Genomic DNA, 18,423 nt, shown 5'->3' with positions numbered 1-18,423 from the left:
AAAAAAAAGGGAACCCCCCCCCCCCCCCCCCGCAACACGAAGGCATTTGCTGTGGATACAAAGGTATAAGAAGGCATTATCACCTCATCGCCTGGCTTTATATCTGCTAAAATCGCAGCCATTTCAAGTGCTGCTGTGCAAGAGTGAGTAAGTAGCACCTTTTTTGCTGGTAGATAATTTTCTAAAAAGCAGTGGCATCTTTGAGTGTAGCTTCCATCGCCTCTTAGCACACCTTGTGTGATGGCATCTTTTATGTAGCTTAATTCTTTGTCTATGGTAAAGGGCTTGTTGAAAGGAATTTGCATGGTTTAAAATCCAAGTTAAATTTAGCTAAATGTGCCTTTTTTTAAGAACCTAAGATAAGGTTATGGTGGAAGCGAGGGGAATTGAACCCCTGTCCAAAAATAGCTCGTCATAGGCATCTACATACTTAGTAAGAATGAAAGCTTCACCCTACAAGGCTCATTCTCCAAAGCCGTGCTGCAAGGCTAGACTAAAATTCATCCAAAGGCTCGTCAAACAAAAGGACTACACTATCAAGGTCTTACTCGCTTACCAAGCTAGATAGTATCACTTAGAAGCAAGGCTCAACCACTACGCAGCTTTAGCGTAAGCAGGAGCAAAATTCGCGTTGTTTGCGTTTAAATTTAATGGACTTTTAACGCTTTGTCCAAAGCGGTATGCCACCTAAGCCACCCTACTCCTGTCGAAGCCAAGTCGCTCCCTTATTTTGACAATGTGTTTGGCATTTTAACCAATAAAGGATTAAAATAAGCTAAAACAAGCTCGTCTTTTTCGTAATTTTGACAGTATCTGTGAAACTGCTCATCCATCAAAAAAAGCCACTCCACAAACTCATCACTAGCAGGTCCTTCAAATTTCATAGCCTGAGCTACAAGCTCCTCGCAAAACTCGCAAAAATTCACTATCTCGTTAAGCTCTAATCTTCTAGCAGCCCAGGCCAAATTATGAGCCAAGGTGTCAATCTCCCTTAAACCCTCTTTATACCTTTCTTTATCCTGACTTATTTTAATGATCAAGGGCTCAAAATTATCACACAAGATCCTAAAAAAATGCAAAAATTTCTCAACCTCATCGTGTTGAAATTCAAGCTCTAATGTTTTAAGTAGTCCCATATCCTATCATTTTGCAAAGAATTTTAAGGCAATTTTACCAAATTTTAGCTAAAATTGTGTTTTAAATTTAAGTTATAAAGTTAGAGTATGGATAGGATAGTTGAAATCGAAAAATTCACCCCCGATGAAAGCTATGAAAATTCTCTTCGCCCAAGCAGTTTTGAGGGCTACATAGGACAAGAAAATATCAAAAAAAATTTAAAGATCTTCATTCAAGCAGCCAAAAAAAGAGCAGAATGTCTAGATCACATACTTTTTAGCGGACCTGCTGGGCTTGGAAAGACAACCCTTGCTAATATCATAGCCTATGAAATGGGAGCAAAGATCAAAACCACAGCCGCACCTATGATAGAAAAAAGCGGGGATCTAGCTGCCATTCTTACAAATTTACAAGATGGGGATCTGCTTTTTATAGATGAAATTCACCGCTTATCAAGTGCCATTGAGGAGGTCTTATACTCTGCTATGGAGGATTTTAGGCTTGATATTATCATAGGAAGCGGTGCAGCCGCACAAACTGTTAAGATAGATCTTCCTAAATTCACCCTCGTTGCAGCCACCACAAGAGCTGGAATGCTTAGTAATCCCTTGCGTGATAGATTTGGCATGCAGTTTCGCCTTGAATTTTATACCCACAAAGAACTTGCCCTCATAGTAGAAAAGGCCGCCTTAAAGCTTGGCAAAAAATGCGAACAAAACGCAGCCTTGCAAATAGCTAGCAGATCAAGATCAACCCCTCGCATAGCATTAAGATTGCTTAAGAGGATTAGAGACTTTGCTGAGGTAAAAGATGAGAGCGTTATTACGGTTGATCGTGCTAATGAAGCCTTGAATTCTTTGGGAGTAAATGAGCTTGGCTTTGATGCTATGGATTTAAAATACTTAGAGCTTTTAACGGCTGCTAAAAGAAGGCCTGTTGGGCTTTCAAGCATTGCAGCAGCACTGAGTGAGGATGAGGGCACTATAGAAGATGTCATCGAGCCTTATTTACTTGCTAATGGCTACATAGAACGAACAGCAAAGGGAAGAATAGCAAGCTTTAAAAGCTTTGAGGTCTTAAAAATAGCTTATGAAAAAAGCTTGTTTGATGAGTGATTAAAATTTGGCTAAGATGAGTGGGTTTTGGGTGAAATTATATAATTTTATGTCCCAGATAAAAATGGGACATTTGGTGTTTAGCTAAATTTCTTAGGCTTTGCATTTTTAAAAGCTACTTAATTTTTGTAAGGTGAAAATCTTCTAAGTATAGTTATCCGCTAGGCAAAAAAGCTTAAAAATTCATAATTTCTCATTAAAAAATTCAAAGCTTGCACCTTTTATTAAGCCATTTAACTTTGATCTTTAAAAAGAATTTGGCTCAATTTAAAGTATTTTGAGCCTACTTTTTTAACACAAGATCCTTTTAAAATATAGATTTAAGATAAGCTAAACTCTAACAAAGAGGTCTTAGGTTATGATTTGAGCTATGAAACATATAATTTATTCCCTAGTTTCGCAGATATAATTTAGCAAACCCTTGAAGTATTTTTGCCTTTGTGCTTACTTGTGGCAAGCTTACAGCGGCGTTAAGTAGCGGCGTGGGCGGGTATTTTGCATAGCTTCAAGGCTACTTCGCCGCCTTTTTGGGCAGCGTGGTTGCTTGCAAGCTTTTGCTTTGGGTGTGTGGTAGCAAATTTTTATTTAATAAGTAAAAGTGGGTATAATTTTGCATTCTTTATAGCTAAAATAAGGAAAAATGATGATCCTAGCTCTTAAAAAACAGGGTGAAAATAAACAAAAAATTTCTTTTGAAAATGTGCCAAGTTTTGAGTCATTTCAAACAATGCCTATTGATTACTCGTGGTCTTTTAGCGATAAAACACAAAAAGACACCGCCTATATCACGCATAGTTATTACACTTATCCAGCAAAATTTATACCCCAACTTGCTTCAAGGCTTATTAAAGAACACAGTAAGCCACTAGATATTGTGGTTGATCCATTTATGGGAAGTGGCACAACTATGGTAGAAGCTCTCATACATAAGCGAATTTGTTTTGGTGTAGATATAAATGAAATCGCTTATTTAGTAGCAAAGGTTAAGGCTACACCCCTTGACATAGGCACTTTACAAAAAGAGTATAATAATCTTGCCTTTATGCTTAATCAAAATTCATTGTTTGATATAACACATAAACAAACAATCTGTTTTGAAAAAGGTGTGGAAGAAAGGATAGATTATTGGTTTAAGCCCAAGCAAAAACAAGAACTTTTAGTTATTTTAACGCATATTTTGGATATTGTTGATAAGAATTTGCGAGATTTTTTTCTTGTCGCTTTTGCTCAAATTCTCAAAATCTGCTCTATTTGGCTACAAAAAAGCATAAAGCCCACAAGGGATTTGCATAAAAAAGAAGCTAATTGCTACTCATTGTTTTTAAGTCAAGCTAAAAAAATGATAAAAAAGCACGAGCAATTTAACAAAATGCTTGATGAAAATGTGTTAAAAAATGTTGAAAAATATCTTAATCTTTCTTGCGAAGATTCTAGAAAGTTGCCCTTAAAAGATAATGAAGCCCAGCTAATCGTTACAAGTCCGCCCTATGTAACAAGCTATGAATATGCCGACTTGCACCAGCTTCCTAGTTTATGGCTTGGATTCTTAGATAATTTAAGCGAATTTAGAAAAAAATTTATAGGAAGTAGTTTTACCAAGCGAACAGCCCTACCTTTAAAAAGCTTTATTGCCGAACAAATCATTGCCCAGCTTAAAGGCAAAAAGGCTGTGGAGGTAGGAAATTATTATGCTGATATGCTTGAAAGCTTTATACAAATGCACCGTGTATTAAAAACCAAAGGTAGAGCTTGTATAGTCATAGGCAATACGCAATTTAAAGGTGTGGATATTTTAAATGCTGAGGTATTTTGCGAACAAATGCAAAATATAGGCTTTAAAATACAAAGTATCATTCATAGACAAATCCCATCAAAAATGCTCCCATCAACAAGAGATTCTAAAACAGGGCAATTTGCTAAAACTCAAAATACCGATAAACTTGTTTATCCTAGTGAATACATTTTGATAATGGAAAAATAATGACTATTGAAAATTTAATCAAACTTTACGAAAATAAAAAGCAAAAATATAACAAACAAGCCTATAAATACATATCTCAAATCTTTGACGAAGCAAAGCAAATACACAAAGAATTTGCTTTGCAAAAAGGATTAAGTGATACCGAGCAATCTTGGCGTGTTTTTAAGGGCAAAAATTTAGAAAAGCTAATTGAATACATCATCGTTGATAGTGTGCGAAATTTAGGACTTGAAATTATAAATGGCAATAAGTTAGAAAAAACAAAAAATCTACCTAAAAATTTGGAAATTATAAAACGAAATCTTTGCGTGGATTATGGCGAATTTGGTATGCACTTACCCGATGTGGATATGGTGATTTTTGAGCCAAAAAGCTCAAAAATTATCGCCGTTTTGTCAAGCAAGGTTACCCTGCGAGAGCGTGTAGCACAAACGGGATATTGGAAGCTAAAACTTTTACAATCTAGCATTACAAAACATATCAAAGTCTTTTTTATCACACTTGATGAGGATGAAACTTTGCGTGTGAAATCGCGTGCTAAAAAAGGTAGGGCAATTTGTGAGCTAGATACGGATGGTTGCTATATTTTAAGCAATGCAGATTTTGAGCCTAGCAAAAAAGTGAAATTATTTGCTGAATTTATAAACGATTTGCAAAAAATTTTATAGCGAAATTATTAAATGCTCCCCCTAATCATCTTTATTCTCACGCTTTTTCACGGCTACTTCGCCGCCTACTTAGGCAGCGTGGCTGCTTGCAAGCTTTTGCTTTGGGTGTGTGGTAGCAACTTTTTATTGATTAAGCAAAAGTGGGTATAATCTCTAAATTTCAAACAAGGCAAAAAATGAGTGCGAGTTTCAAAAATCACAGCACAAAATCTGGCTTAAATCGCCATTTAGGGCAGTTTTTTAGTCCCAAAATGCTTGTGGATAAGTGCATATCTCTCATTCAAAACAAGGGCAGAATTTTAGAACCAAGCTGTGGCAAACTAGCCTTTAAAGAATGCCTAAATGAAAATGCCGTTTTTATCGAACTTGACGCGAAGTTAATAAAAGATAATAGAGTGTTGAATATGGATTTTTTTGATTATCCTATCAGCGAAAAATTTGACACTATCATAGGCAATCCGCCCTATGTGGATAATAAATTTTTAAACATTACGCACGATACAAAGATAAAAGTTGAGGCGAATTTGTATCTTTATTTCATCGAAAAATGTTTTCATCATTTAAAAGAAAATGGCGAGCTTATTTTTATCGTGCCAAGGGATTTTATCAAACTAACATCAGCAAGATATGTCAATGATTTGCTTTTAAAAAATGGGACAATCACGCATTATTTTGATTATGGGGACACAAAACTTTTTAAAGAAGCTTGCCCGAATGTTTGTGTGTTTCGTTATGAAAAGGGCAATTTTTCACATAGAATTCAAACCTTTAATGGCGAAAGACACTTGCTTAGTAAAGACGGCATTATTTCTTTTAACAAGAGCCTAAATGTCAAGCCTTTGGGTGAGTTTTTTGAGATAAAAGTGGGTGCTGTAAGTGGCAAGGATGAACTTTTTATCAGCGAAAAGGGCGATGAGTTTGTTTGCTCGCAAACTGCTAAAACAGGCAAATTAAAAAAGATGATTTATGAAAAATATGATTTTTCACTAGAAATTCACAAAGAAAAACTAATGAAACGAGCCATAAAAAAATTCAATGAAGACAATTGGTGGGGCTGGGGACGGTGCGTGAATTTTAGAGAAGATGAGGCAAGAATTTATGTAAATTGCAAAACGCGAAACAAAAAGCCCTTTTTTGTAAATGAATGCAGAAAATGGGACGGCTCGGTCTTAGCACTTTTTCCTAAATTTGACTTAAATTTAGAAAAAATGGCACAGAGATTAAACGCTCTTGATTGGGAGCAAATGGGCTTTGTAACGGGTGGGCGATTTATCTTTTCTCAAAAAGCCTTGCAAGAAGCGATGGTAGATGATGGAATGTTTAAATAATATAGTTGAGTTTTTAAGACAAAATGAACTTTCTTTGCTAAGCGAAAATGACGATGGTAGGCTAAATTCAGCCACAAATGAAAATATCATTTTACGAACACTTGCCGATAATTTTAAGGAAGTTGAAATTTCAAGTATTAGGCAGTGGTTTGATTTTAGAATTCGTGCAGATAACGAACTTTTTGTCAATGTTAAAATTTCAGATTTAGATAATAATGCGGCGGATAATTGCAGCTCAAAGTTAGGTATGGGTTACGCACTTTGCGGGGTAAAAAATATGCCCTTGGGATAAATTCCACGAAATGCTAGAAAATGAGCTGAAAATAGGCTATGATTATTATTTTTTGCTTATCAACAAAAATGACACAAAAGACTGCTTTTACACTTCGCTAAAACGCATTAAAACCCTTGTGCCAAATGGTAACAACCTACCTTTTCAATGTAATTGGGCGGAGAATAGAGAGTTTTCAAATCGCAGTGAGATTGAAGCAATGCGTTATATTTTGGATATTTACCTACAAAGCTGGGATAAAAAAATAAAGGGCTATCCTTTTAAACTCAAAGAAATGTTTGTAAATAACAAAATTTTAGAAAGCGAGTAGGCTTTTATGCCACAAATCACGCATTTATGGACATAAGATGCTACCCCTAATCATCTTTATTCTCACGCTTTTTGGGATTTTATTTCGTCCCTTTAAGCTTAAAATTTGGATTTTTTCAAGTGTGGGTGCTGTGGCTGTCATAGCCCTTAAACTTGTGGATTTAAGTGATTTAGCCTTTATATTTTTACTCATTTGGGATAGCTCGCTAACACTCATAGCTTTGATTGTAATTAGCCTTTGTTTGCAAAATTTGGGCTTTTTTGAGTGGCTTATTTTTTATACCTTAAAGCTGTGTGAAAGGCTTTCAAACTCGAAAAGCAGGGTAAATTCAGCCTTAAATTTAGAAAATTCTCACTTAAATTCAGCAATTTTAAGCTCAAATTCAATAAATTTAAATTCAGCCAAAAAAGCTGAATTTTTAAACAATGAAAACTCAAAAAATCAAATTTCGCATTTAAATTCAATAAATTCAGCCTTGAATTCAACAAAGGCTGAATTTTTAGCTAAAACAAATTCACAAGAAGAAATTTTGCCTACAAATTCAGCCTTAAATTCAAAAAATTCGCCTTTAAATTCAATTTTAAATTCGCACACAAGCTCAACAAAGTCGCCTTTACGCTCGATAAATTCAGCCTCAAACAGGCTCACAATCAACTTAAAAATCCTCTTTATAGCCCTTTGCGTCTTAGCCTTTTTATCTAGTGCCTTTTTAGCAAATGACGGGGCTATTTTAATTTTAACCCCCCTTGTTTTAGGGCTATTTTTAAGGGCTAAAAGCACCACCTCATCGCAACTTATGTGCTTTTTATTTGCCATCGCGTTTTTATGCGATACTAGCTCAAACGCCCTAATCATAAGCAATTTAAGCAATATCATCACAGCAAACTACTTCAAACTAGACTTCACAGACTTTGCCCTCACTATGCTTTTGCCAAATTTGCTTGGCTTCATCATAGCCCTCATTCTTTTTTTACTCATCTTTCGCAAGGACTTAAAGAGACAAACAGCCTTTAAAATCCCCTTAAAGCCCAAATTAAAAACCAAATTTTTCGCCCTTTATCTCACGCTTTTAATGCTTTTTGTTGCAAGTTTTTTTGTATCAAGGCATTTTAAGTTGCCTTTAAGCATAAACTGTCTTGCATTTGCCACGCTTTTACTTTGCTTACTTTGGGTAAAGTCGCCCAAAAAGGCATTTAACAGCCTTAAAAACGCCCCCTTTGGCATCATCATTTTTAGCTTTACTCTTTTTGTGGTGGTGCTTGCTTTGACAAAGCTAGATTTTCAAACCTACGCAAACGCCTTTTTTAGCACGGTTTTGCAAGATGAATTTATCGCCATTTTTAGCATAGGCACGGCCTCAGCACTTGGAGCAAGCATTTTCAATAATTTGCCTATGGTGCTTTTTGGGGATTTGATTTTAAATGATTTTTTTGCAAATGTCGAAAATTTGGGCGTTTTGATGAATTTAAACGGATTTTTAAATGAAACAAACGAGGCTTTAAAGGCTGTAAATTCCTTAAATTCAAGCGAGTTTGCAAGTAGTGCATTTTTTTTAAATTCAAGTGAATTTTTAAACACTATAAATTATTTAAATTCAAGCGAGTTTAAAAGGCTTTCAAGCACAGCAACTATGATAAGCGAGTTTTCAAGCTCAAATGCCTTGAATTTAAATGAGCTTTCAAGCCTTGAAAATGCTACAAATTCAAGCCTTCAAGCCCTTAAAAACGATCTAATCTACGCACACCTACTTGGCTGTAACATAGGCTCAAAGCTAACCCCCATAGGCTCGCTTTGCACGCTTTTGTGGCTTGGCTTACTTGCAAAAAAGAATGTGAATTTTAGCCTTAAAAGCTATCTTAAACTTAGCCTAATTTTTACCCTGCCTGTGCTTTTTGTAGCCCTTTTGCCACTTGCTATCCTTTAAATTCAAGGCATTTAAAGGCTTTTGAATTTAAAGCACGGTTTTAGCCACTTCACACAGTCTATCTCAAAGTATTTATGCCTTGTAAGCCCTTGTCATTTTTAACACAAGCAAAGAGGTTTTTTATTTACTTCATTTTTTGATCCGCTTCTTTAATTTAACAAGCCTAAATTCAAACAACAAGTCAAAAATCAATCCACAAAAAAGCCTCAAAAGCTAGGCTAAAGTTACGAATATTCACAGCTTTTTACAAAAAAAAAAAAAACAAAAGCTGAATTTTTAACTTTTTTTGTATTATAATTAAATGCAGTAAGATTTAGGAGGGTTTATGCTTATACAAAAGAGTTTGGATCTGGCTAAGAGCCTTCAAAATGCCATCGCTGAGAATATAACTCAAAGCGAGAAAAACTTCCACCACAAAATGCAAAAGCTACTTGAAAATCCACGAAACAAGGTTATGTTAATCGAGCTTTTAGACCGTGCATTTCGCTCTAAAAATGCCTCTGTTAGCTTTGAGTTTATAGCTTATACCCTTGATAAATACGGCATAGCCGACTTTTTCACCCCCTTTGAGAAGTTTTTACTGCTTAGCTTTTTGAATTTGGGCAAATTTGCGCCAACTCTAAGCGTGCCTTTTTTCATAAAACACCTTCGAGATGATACAAAAACTATGGTCTTAGATGCCAATGAAGACTTTTTAAAGCCTCATATTTTAAAGAGAAAAGATGAAAATAAGATTATCTTAAATGTGAATTTAATAGGCGAGGAGGTTTTGGGCGAGGCTGAGAGTAAGCAGCGCATACAAAAATATGAAGAGGCCTTAAAAAGCTCTTATATCACCTATATCTCCATAAAAATCACTACTATTTTTTCACAAATAAACATCATAGACTTTGAGTACTCCAAAAACGAGGTGGTAAAAAGGCTTGACGCACTTTATGCCCTCGCACAAAGTGAGGAAAAAAGGCAAGGAATTGCTAAGTTTATAAACTTAGATATGGAAGAATTTAGAGACTTAGAGCTAACCGTGGCTGCTTTTATGCAGAGCATTGCTAAGTTTGACATAAGGGCTGGAATCGTCCTTCAAGCCTATATACCTGATTCTTTTGAGTATCTTAAAAAGCTCTTTGAGTTTTCAAAACAAAGGGTTCAAAGTGGAAAAAAGCCCATAAAAATTCGCTTTGTCAAGGGTGCAAATATGGAAAGCGAGGAAACCATTTCAAGCCAAAGAGGCTGGGATCTTCCTACCTTTTCTCGCAAAATTGACACAGATAGCAATTACAACAAAATGCTTGATTTTATCTTGCAAGATGACAACTATAAATTCATAAACATAGGCATAGCCTCGCATAATATCTTTGAGTTAGCCTATGCTTATACAAAAATCAGCGAGCTAAATGCGCTTGAGTATTTTAGCTTTGAGATGCTAGAAGGTATGAGCCTTCAATGTGCTTATGAGCTTTCAAAGCTTCATCAGCTTGTCCTTTACGCTCCTGTTTGCGATGAGGCGCATTTTAACAATGCCATTGCTTATTTGGTTCGCAGACTTGATGAAAACACAAGCGAGGATAATTTTATGCGTCATTTTTTTAATCTTAAAGTGAATTCCCTCTCTTACAAGCAGCAAGAAGAGCTTTTCTTAGCCTCCTTAAAGGGCATACAAAGCCTTGATAATTCCACTCGCAGAAAACAAGATAGAAGTAAAAAAAGCGATATTAAAGCTGCTTTTGAAACGGGCATTTTTAAAAACGAGCCAGATACTGACTTTATTTTGGCTCAAAATAGACTGTGGGCTAGCAAGATAAAAAAAGATTATGAGCATTTAAGTGGGCTTGAAATTTATCCTGTCATAGGAGAAGCTATCAAAAATACAAATTTAAAAGAAGCTCAAATCTTTGATAAGATAAATAATGAAAAAATAGCCACAGTGTATCAAGCAGAAGAAGAGGAGATAAAATTAGCACTAAAAGTGGCTTTAAATTCAAGCTTTAATCAAAAGCCCCACGAAGAAATTCATCGCATACTTGCAAAAGTAGCACAGAATTTAAGATACAAAAGAGGGGAACTAATAGGCATAGCAGCAAGAGAAACGGGAAAAAGCTTTTTAGAACTTGATCCTGAGGTGAGCGAGGCCATTGACTTTGTGGAGTTTTACCCTCACTCTTTGCAAAAACTAAAAGAACAAAATCCACACACAAAATTCACACCCAAGGGCATAGGGGTTACCATAGCACCTTGGAATTTCCCCATAGGCATTTCTGTTGGGACCATCGCAGCCCCTCTTGCAGCTGGCAATGTAGTCATTTACAAGCCCTCTTCTCTTTCTATGCTTACAGGATACAAGCTTTGTGAGTGCTTTTGGGAGGCTGGAATTGCAAAAGATGCCCTCATCTTTTTACCAAGCAAGGGAAGTGAGCTTTCAAAGCATTTACTCGTTGATGAGGCTGTGAAATTTAGCATATTAACAGGAGGAGAAGAAACTGCTTATGCAATGCTTAAAGCAAATCCTACCTTGCTTTTAAGTGCTGAAACAGGGGGCAAAAACGCTACCATAGTGAGCAAGATGGCAGATAGAGACCAAGCCGTTAAAAATGTCATCCACTCAGCCTTTTCAAATTCGGGGCAAAAATGCTCAGCTACTTCTTTGCTTGTGCTTGAAAGGGAGGTTTATGAGGATGAGGAGTTTAAAAAATGCCTTGTTGACGGGGCATCTTCTATGGCTATTGGCTCGCCCTTTGAGCTAAAAAATAAAATAACAGCTCTAACAGATAAGCCGGGCGAAAAGCTAAAAAAAGCACTAAACGAGCTTAAATCTTATGAGGAGTGGGTCTTAGAGCCTAAATTCATAAATGACAATGAGTATTTAATGAGTCCTTGCATAAAATACGGCACAAAAGAGGGTGATTTTACTCACTTAAACGAGCTTTTTGCCCCGCTTTTAACTGTAATGTGTGCTGAGAATTTAGCCCACGCCATAAACATCGTAAATTCAACGGGCTACGGGCTTACAGCAGGGCTTGAAAGCCTTGATGAGAGAGAATGGGAGTATTTTAGTCAAAACATTGAGGCAGGAAATATCTACATAAATAAGCCAACCACAGGTGCCATCGTATTAAGACAGCCCTTTGGGGGCATTAAAAAATCCGCCATAGGCTTTGGAAGAAAGGTTGGCATTTATAATTATGTAAGCCAGTTTGTGAATTTAAGCCAAGAAAAGCAAGACGCTAACTTGCTTGAAAATGAGCTTAGCAAAAACCTGCAAGGCTTTTTAAACAATCACTCTTTAAGTAATGAGCAAAAACAAGCCTTAGAAAAAGCCATCTTAATGGCAAAAAGCTATGCTTATCACAAAGCAAACGAGTTTGACACACAAAAAGACTATGTGAAGATTAGAGGAGAGGAGAATATCTTTTCTTATACTAAAATCAAAAATTTCGCTCACAGACTTTGTGGGGAGGAATTAAGCGATATTCTAGGAAGTATAATGGCTACAAGCAGCTTGCAAATCCCACTTTATCTAAGCTATGAAAAAGAGGATGAAAAAATAGGGTTTGCAAAAAGGCTTTGTGAGGGCTTGAATTTAAAGGCTAAATTCACACAAGAAAGCAAGGAGGACTTTGCGGCTAAAATACCTGAATTTGAGCGAATTCGCTATCTTGCAAGGGCTGATAAAAATGATCTCATTTACAAAAAAGCAGCCACAAATGCAAAGATTATAATAAGTTCAAAGCCCCTTATTAACGGCCGCTTTGAGCTTTTATACTATGTAAATGAAAAAAGTGTGAGCATTTCTTATCATAGATATGGAAATTTAGGACTTAGAGGATTAAAAGAAAAGGAGGCTTAGTTTTTAATTTAAGGTTTTTGGACTTTGTCGTGTTAAGAGAAGAAAATCAATTTGTCATACTAAGCGTGTGCTAGTATCTCTTCTCTTGTCATACTGAGTGAAACGAAGTATCTCAATAAAAAAGAGATTTTTCGCTTTGTGCTTTGCACTCCGCTCAAAATGACAAAATTATTGTCATACTGAGCGGTAGCGAAGTAATTCTTGTCATACTGAGTGAAACGAAGTATCTCAAAACGAAGCCTTTTTGGCAAAGGGTAGCTTTTTAGAAAGCGAAGCTTCTTTGCTTTTTGACAAAAAAGCCCTTAAATCTAAGCTAAATTTAGTCCAAAGGCTTTAAGCTTAAAATAACAAGCCTATGTTCTTTACGATAAACACAGTTAAAAACACCGCTTAAAAGCGAGTTAAATTCAAAAAAGGAGGGTTCAATGGAGGTTGTGCATATTAGCTTGGAAATAGCTGTGATGTTTATAGCGTATTCGGCTTTGATGCTTTATATAGGTTTTTATTTTTTTAAGAAGAATAAAAACGCAGAGGAGTATTTCTTAGGCTCAAGAGGGCTAGGTCCTGCTATCTCAGCTCTTTCAGCAGGTGCTAGCGATATGAGCGGTTGGCTTTTGATGGGACTGCCCGGAGCCTTATATGTAAGCGGCTTTGTAGAAAGCTACATAGCCATAGGACTTACCATAGGAGCTACACTCAACTGGGTCTTTGTGGCAAAGAGGCTTCGCATTTACACAAGCCTTATTAGCGAGAGCCTTACCATACCTGATTATTTTGAAAGCCGCTTTGATGATGACAAGCACATTTTGCGTGTGGTTTGTGCCATTGTCATACTTGTATTTTTCACCTTTTATGTCTCATCAGGACTTGTAAGTGGGGCAAAGCTTTTTGAAAATACCTTCGGGCTTAAATACGAACACGCCCTCACCACAGGAGCTTTAATCATAGTAACTTACACCTTTTTAGGTGGCTATAAGGCAGTTTGCTGGACGGATATGATACAAGGGCTTTTGATGATGACGGCTTTAATTGTCGTGCCCTTGGTGATGCTTTATCACTTAGGAGGTATAAATGAGGCCTTTAGCATAGTAGCTGAGATAAAGCCAAATGCCTTGTCTATGGGCGAGGGGCTTAGCTGGGTTGCTATAGTTTCAGCCCTTGCCTGGGGGCTTGGGTATTTTGGACAGCCTCACATTCTGGTTCGCTTTATGTCCATTCGTTCTATCAAAGAAATTCCACAAGCAACAGCAATTGGCATTTCTTGGATGGCTATAAGCTTGCTTGGAGCTTGCTTTGTGGGAATTTTAGGACTTGCTTATGTGCATAAATTTGAGCTTACTCTCAATGATCCCGAAAAGATCTTCATTGTAATGAGTCAGCTGCTTTTTAATCCCTGGATAGCAGGCATATTGCTTTCAGCCATACTTGCAGCCATTATGAGCACAGCTAGTTCTCAGCTACTTGTTTCAAGTTCTACCTTGGCTGAGGATTTTTACAAAAGAATCTTTAACAAAGAGGCAAGCTCACAAACTGTTATGAGGCTTGGAAGAATAGGGGTTTTAATCGTAGCCCTTGTCGCCTTTGTCATCTCAACCGACAAGGATTCAAGCATTTTGGCTATAGTTTCTTATGCCTGGGCTGGCTTTGGGGCTAGCTTTGGTTCTGTGATGCTATTTTCTCTTTTTTGGGCTAGGATGACAAGGATGGGTGCCATTTGTGGAATGATAACAGGTGCAGCTGTGGTGGTGATTTACAAGCACTTTTTATTTGAGTTCTTGCCCCTTTATGAGATAGTTCCTGGCTTTTTGTGTGCTAGTGTTGTCATAGTGGTGGTTAGCCTTTGTGGGACGGTTAGAGAAGGCACAAAAAGGGCTTATGAAAAAATGCTTGCAAATTTATAAAACTGTTAAGCTTGATTAAAATTTTAAAGCCTTGTAAGCTTCAAGCCTTAGCTTAGAATGCTTGAAGCTCAAATTTTTTGCTAGTTTTTAGCTTTTAAATTCAAGTTCTCTTTAAGCTGTCCTTAAACTGTTTTAAATTCAAGGACAGTTTAAGGGCTTTTGTGAATTTATTCTTAAACTGTTTGAAATTTAAAGACAGTTTAAAAGTAGTTTTGCAAATTTAGCCTTGATCTGTTTTGAATTTAACGCCTTTGATTTAAGCTTGATCTTATAGACGGTCTAAGTCTTTGCCCCTTCTTAATGCCATTAAAGATCTCAAAACACACTGTGTTAAAAAACCACACAAAGTCAAAGCATATAAATTTTACAAAATACTTGCTTGATTAAAGAAAATTTTAGTAAAATTTAAGCATTAATCTTAAAGGCAGCTATTTGTTACAACATAAAATTTACGAGATAGATTCAACAAATGATCTGGAATTAGGCATTAAAAGAGAAAGTAAGCTTGAATTTAGAGTAAGTTATGATGATGAAAGACCTATGAAAGCCCTTTTTGTCTTTATAAGTGGGATTAGAAATGAGGACTATGCAGGCTATGAACAGCATTTATCTGAATTTGTAGTGCAAAGCTATGATCTAGCTGTTTTGAGGGTGGATTATCACTGCATAGGCTTTCGCCCTCAAACAGGTGCTAGCTTTTATATGGATAAAAAAGACAAGGAGATCTTTGCTAAACAGTGCAAGGAGATCGCGCAGCACTGCGACATTGATATTTCCTTGCCTGAGGGCTTTTTAGAAGGCGAGAATTTAGAACAAAATGAAAGTTATGGTCTTTTAAGCAATCTTGATCAACTTGTTGCAAGTTTAAAACAAGATGCCAAAAAGGTGCCCCAGGACTATCAGGTCCCACTTACCATCACCTTAAAGCCCACAAAAAACGAGTATCAAAACTTTGGCTTTATGCAAGCTCTGGATGTCTTAAATGCCATTTGCTTTGTCCGCAAAAATTATGCCAAATTTAAGCTTGATAAAAGGCACAATACCTTGCTTCTTGGCTCATCTCACGGAGGATACTTAGCGCTTTTGTGTGCAAAATTTGCTCCTTGGCTAATTGATGCGGTGGTTGAAAATTCAGGCTATGCAAATACCCCCTTGAGATTTTTGGGCTTTGGCAAGGAGCTTGATTACACAAACTGTTTTGAAACAGCAACAGGGGATATGTTTGAAAACCTAGCCATTTTCATCTCTACAAAGACTAAGTGGAGTGGGGATCCAAGCTCTAAAAATGCCTACACCTTCGCCCACGATAAGATCCGCTCCTTGCCAGAAAAAGATCATTTATTAACACAAGCAAAGTGCAAAAAAGCGGTATTTGTATCTTATCACTCAGCAAAAGATGATCTCATAGCCCTACCAGCTGCTAAAATAAGACTTTACGAGCTTTTAAAAGAACTAGGCTATGAGGGGCGGCTTAATATGATACAAGATGAAAGCGAGATAGATGGGAAATTCATAAAGGATCTAGGTCATGGAATGAGAATGTCCTTAAAAACCCTCATTAAAAAAGAAATCCCTCCTTTGATTGATAGAAAATTCACAAAGGCCAAGACAAAAGAGATAATTTATGAGAGTGAGAATTTAAGCTATCATTTTAAGGAGGGGGATTTGGGCATTGAGTGTGAGATAAAAAGGCTTAATTAGCTTTTGATAAGAACTTTAAGCTTAGCGCTTGAAGCACTAAGCTTTGTTTGTTTTCGTGTAGCTAAGTAGCTTAATTTTTATCTAAGCTAGTATCTGACAAGTTCCTTGCCACGATTTGTAAAAATCTTTTTTTAAAGGATCAATTTAACAAGCTCATACAAGGCTCAATGCACTTTAAAAAAGCCTTGAACCTTTAAGCTAGGACTTAAAAATGTCAAAATTCACAAAGCCTTTAAGCTTTATTTTAATCTTTGTCTTATTTTGCCTAATAGAATTTGCAATGTATCTAGCTAAAAATTCGCAAGAAAAAACTTTTGTGAATTTAAACCTAACAAAATATGCAAATTTAAATGTGTATAAAGAACTTTATGCAAGGCCTGTAAGCCAGTGGCCAAGACCCATACTTGATGAAAGTGTAAGGGATGAGTGGGAAGAATTTGCTATCTTAGCAAAGCCAAGCTTCCCAAAGGATAATGCTTACAGCGACATAAAAGCCTTTTTGGGATTAAAGCTTTTTAACGAGCCTAGGCTTTCAAAAAGTGGGCAAATTTCTTGTCAAAACTGCCACCACCCAGATCTAGCCTTTACAGATGGCTTAAAGCTTTCTCACGGACACGACAGACAAAGTGGAAAGAGAAATTCTATAAGCATTCAAGCTTCTGCCTTTTTTGATAAGCTTTTTTGGGACGCAAGAGCAAGTAGCCTTGAAGAGCAAGTTCTTTTTCCAATCACAGATCCGCTTGAAATGGCAAATACCCTTGAAAATGCACAAAAAGCCATAAAAAATTTAGCCTATTACTACCCACTTTTTGTAGCCTCTTTTGCACCTAGTGAAGCTCAAATCCTTTGGGCTAAACAGTTTCCAAAGCTTTATGCCAAGGATGAAAAAGAAAGGTTTAAAAATCTTTTGGAGTTTGAATTTAACGAAAATAAGCTTTTAAAGCTACCTCAAAGCGAGCTAGAAAGGGCAAGAGAGCTTATAAACATAGAAAACATAGCAAAAGCCATAGCCACTTATGAAAGATCATCTCTTGTGCCAAGAAATAGCCGCTTTAATAATTTTTTAAAGGGCGATTACAAGTCCTTAAATGAGCAAGAACTTTACGGACTTCATCTTTTTCGCACCAAGGCAGGGTGTATGAACTGTCACTATGGTGCTATTTTGAGCGACGGTAAGCTTCATAATATAGGCTTATCCTTTTTTGGACGAATCTTAGAAGATCTAGGACGCTATGAAATAAGCAAGGATACTGATGATCTAGGCAAATTTAAAACCCCAAGCCTTTTAAGCGTCTCAAAAACAGCTCCTTACATGCACACAGGCACCTTTCCTAGTCTAAGAGGGGTGCTAAATATGTATAATGTAGGCTTTGAAGGCACTATGTCAAAGGATAAAGAAGGGGATCCTCTTTTGCCAAAAACTAGCCCTCTTATAAAAAGGCTTGATCTAAGTAGGGAGGAGCTTTTGGCTATAGAGGCTTTTTTAAAGACCTTGTGAGGTGTTTGGGCTTGATTTTTTAATATTTATCTCATCATATGAGCTTTTTTGAAAATAGCTTGATACCTTGTTTCCCCAACTTTAACTCAAAGAAAAATATTTAAGCTAGCCTTTATTAAGCTTTTATCTAAGTTAAATTCAAGCTCATATAAACTAAAAAACACAGTCATTCAAAGCATAGCGAAAAATCTCAAAATTCAAATAGATATTTCGGCTACGCTTCAATATGACAACCATACTTTTGTCATTCAAAGCGATGAGAATGAGCTTAGCTTAAAGCTAGGTTCAAGTGAAGTGAAACTAAAAAATGATAAAATTATCTTAAAGTGTAGTGTTAAAATAGAGAGATAATAATGTTAGTGTGGGATTAGCATAGTGTGACATTGGAAAAATAAGAAGTAGTGTGAGAAAAGTAGGATAGTGTGAGAGTAGAGCAGTGCGAAAATGGAAAAACAGTAAGCTTGGTGTGGGACAAATAATAAAATTAGTGTGGGAAAAAAAGCAGAGCAAATCCGTTAGTGTGCGAGAAATAGCCTAATGTAAAAGTAGAAAAATAGCAGAGGTAGTGTTGGACAAATAGGGTAGCGTAAGAGTGAAAAAAGAGCAGAGGTAGTGTGGGAAAGATAGCAAGAATAGTATTAAAATGGAAAAACAAATGACTCTAGCTTATATACGCAAGCATAGCAATATAAATGATAGGTATGAGTGGGATAGATTTTTCTACCTTGATAAAGAGGTTTTATCT

The 18,423-nt window shown here is 36.4% G+C and carries 13 protein-coding genes, 1 other RNA gene and 2 pseudogenes; 12 read left to right on the top strand and 4 right to left on the bottom strand.

What is annotated here, in order from left to right; all coding sequences use genetic code 11:
- From DMC01_RS10165 to DMC01_RS10155, 3 genes are all read right to left on the bottom strand, one after another.
- Window positions 1–305, bottom strand: a 305-nt coding sequence (locus DMC01_RS10165; protein WP_142694114.1) for an aminotransferase class I/II-fold pyridoxal phosphate-dependent enzyme, incomplete at its 3' end; no start/stop codon positions are given.
- A gap of 63 nt (window positions 306–368) precedes the next feature.
- Window positions 369–725: a transfer-messenger RNA gene (gene ssrA / locus DMC01_RS10160) on the bottom strand.
- Window positions 726–1,136, bottom strand: a complete 411-nt coding sequence (locus DMC01_RS10155) for a histidine phosphotransferase (protein ID WP_142694113.1) — start codon at window positions 1,134–1,136, stop codon at window positions 726–728. It lies immediately after the preceding tmRNA gene.
- Between the two features lie 87 nt (window positions 1,137–1,223).
- Between DMC01_RS10155 and ruvB the strand changes: the two genes are divergently transcribed.
- The 9 genes and pseudogenes from ruvB to DMC01_RS10115 all read left to right on the top strand — a co-directional run bounded on the left by ruvB (window position 1,224) and on the right by DMC01_RS10115 (window position 12,578).
- Entirely contained in the window at window positions 1,224–2,231 is a 1,008-nt protein-coding gene (gene ruvB, locus DMC01_RS10150) for a Holliday junction branch migration DNA helicase RuvB (RefSeq protein ID WP_142694112.1), read from the top strand.
- 643 nt (window positions 2,232–2,874) lie between these two features.
- Complete coding sequence (locus DMC01_RS10145) at window positions 2,875–4,212, top strand: DNA methyltransferase (RefSeq protein ID WP_185908866.1); 1,338 nt, start codon at window positions 2,875–2,877, stop codon at window positions 4,210–4,212.
- A complete protein-coding gene (locus DMC01_RS10140; protein ID WP_142694110.1) occupies window positions 4,212–4,880 on the top strand; it encodes a BsaWI family type II restriction enzyme in 669 nt (222 codons plus the stop codon). Before DMC01_RS10145 ends, DMC01_RS10140 begins: the two co-directional genes overlap by 1 nt.
- A 176-nt stretch (window positions 4,881–5,056) precedes the next feature.
- Window positions 5,057–6,208: an Eco57I restriction-modification methylase domain-containing protein gene (locus tag DMC01_RS10135; RefSeq protein ID WP_142694109.1), complete on the top strand. Its 1,152-nt coding sequence runs from the start codon at window positions 5,057–5,059 to the stop codon at window positions 6,206–6,208.
- Complete coding sequence (locus DMC01_RS10130; RefSeq protein ID WP_185908865.1) at window positions 6,192–6,500, top strand: hypothetical protein; 309 nt, start codon at window positions 6,192–6,194, stop codon at window positions 6,498–6,500. The genes DMC01_RS10135 and DMC01_RS10130 overlap by 17 nt, the downstream gene beginning before the upstream one ends.
- 10 nt (window positions 6,501–6,510) lie before the next feature.
- Window positions 6,511–6,810 carry a hypothetical protein gene (locus tag DMC01_RS10125; protein WP_142694107.1) on the top strand — a complete coding sequence of 100 codons (300 nt, stop codon included), beginning with the start codon at window positions 6,511–6,513 and terminating at the stop codon, window positions 6,808–6,810.
- A gap of 37 nt (window positions 6,811–6,847) precedes the next feature.
- Window positions 6,848–8,215: pseudogene (locus DMC01_RS10120) on the top strand (ArsB/NhaD family transporter); the annotation flags it as partial.
- Window positions 8,216–8,497: 282 nt separating this feature from the next.
- Window positions 8,498–8,734 (top strand): annotated as a pseudogene (locus DMC01_RS16760) (ArsB/NhaD family transporter); the annotation flags it as partial.
- A gap of 325 nt (window positions 8,735–9,059) precedes the next feature.
- Window positions 9,060–12,578 (top strand): proline dehydrogenase family protein, encoded by a 3,519-nt coding sequence (locus tag DMC01_RS10115; protein ID WP_142694105.1) that lies wholly within the window; start codon window positions 9,060–9,062, stop codon window positions 12,576–12,578.
- Between the two features lie 59 nt (window positions 12,579–12,637).
- Here DMC01_RS10115 and DMC01_RS10110 read toward each other — a convergent pair whose 3' ends face one another.
- Window positions 12,638–12,829, bottom strand: a complete 192-nt coding sequence (locus tag DMC01_RS10110) for a hypothetical protein (RefSeq protein WP_142694104.1) — start codon at window positions 12,827–12,829, stop codon at window positions 12,638–12,640.
- A 174-nt stretch (window positions 12,830–13,003) separates the two neighbouring features.
- Here DMC01_RS10110 and putP point away from each other — a divergent pair, with 174 nt between their 5' ends.
- The 3 genes from putP to DMC01_RS10095 all read left to right on the top strand — a co-directional run bounded on the left by putP (window position 13,004) and on the right by DMC01_RS10095 (window position 17,678).
- Window positions 13,004–14,479: a sodium/proline symporter PutP gene (putP, locus tag DMC01_RS10105; RefSeq protein WP_142694103.1), complete on the top strand. Its 1,476-nt coding sequence runs from the start codon at window positions 13,004–13,006 to the stop codon at window positions 14,477–14,479.
- 432 nt (window positions 14,480–14,911) lie between these two features.
- Entirely contained in the window at window positions 14,912–16,180 is a 1,269-nt protein-coding gene (locus DMC01_RS10100) for a DUF2920 family protein (protein ID WP_185908864.1), read from the top strand.
- 211 nt (window positions 16,181–16,391) lie between these two features.
- Window positions 16,392–17,678, top strand: coding sequence for a cytochrome-c peroxidase (locus tag DMC01_RS10095; protein WP_142694101.1), 1,287 nt, complete (start codon window positions 16,392–16,394; stop codon window positions 17,676–17,678).
- Window positions 17,679–18,423: the final 745 nt, after the last annotated feature.

Origin of the sequence: Campylobacter troglodytis, assembly GCF_006864425.1 — a bacterium.
GTDB classification, from domain to species: Bacteria; Campylobacterota; Campylobacteria; order Campylobacterales; family Campylobacteraceae; genus Campylobacter_D; species Campylobacter_D troglodytis.
This window is presented reverse-complemented; position numbering and strand designations above follow the sequence as displayed.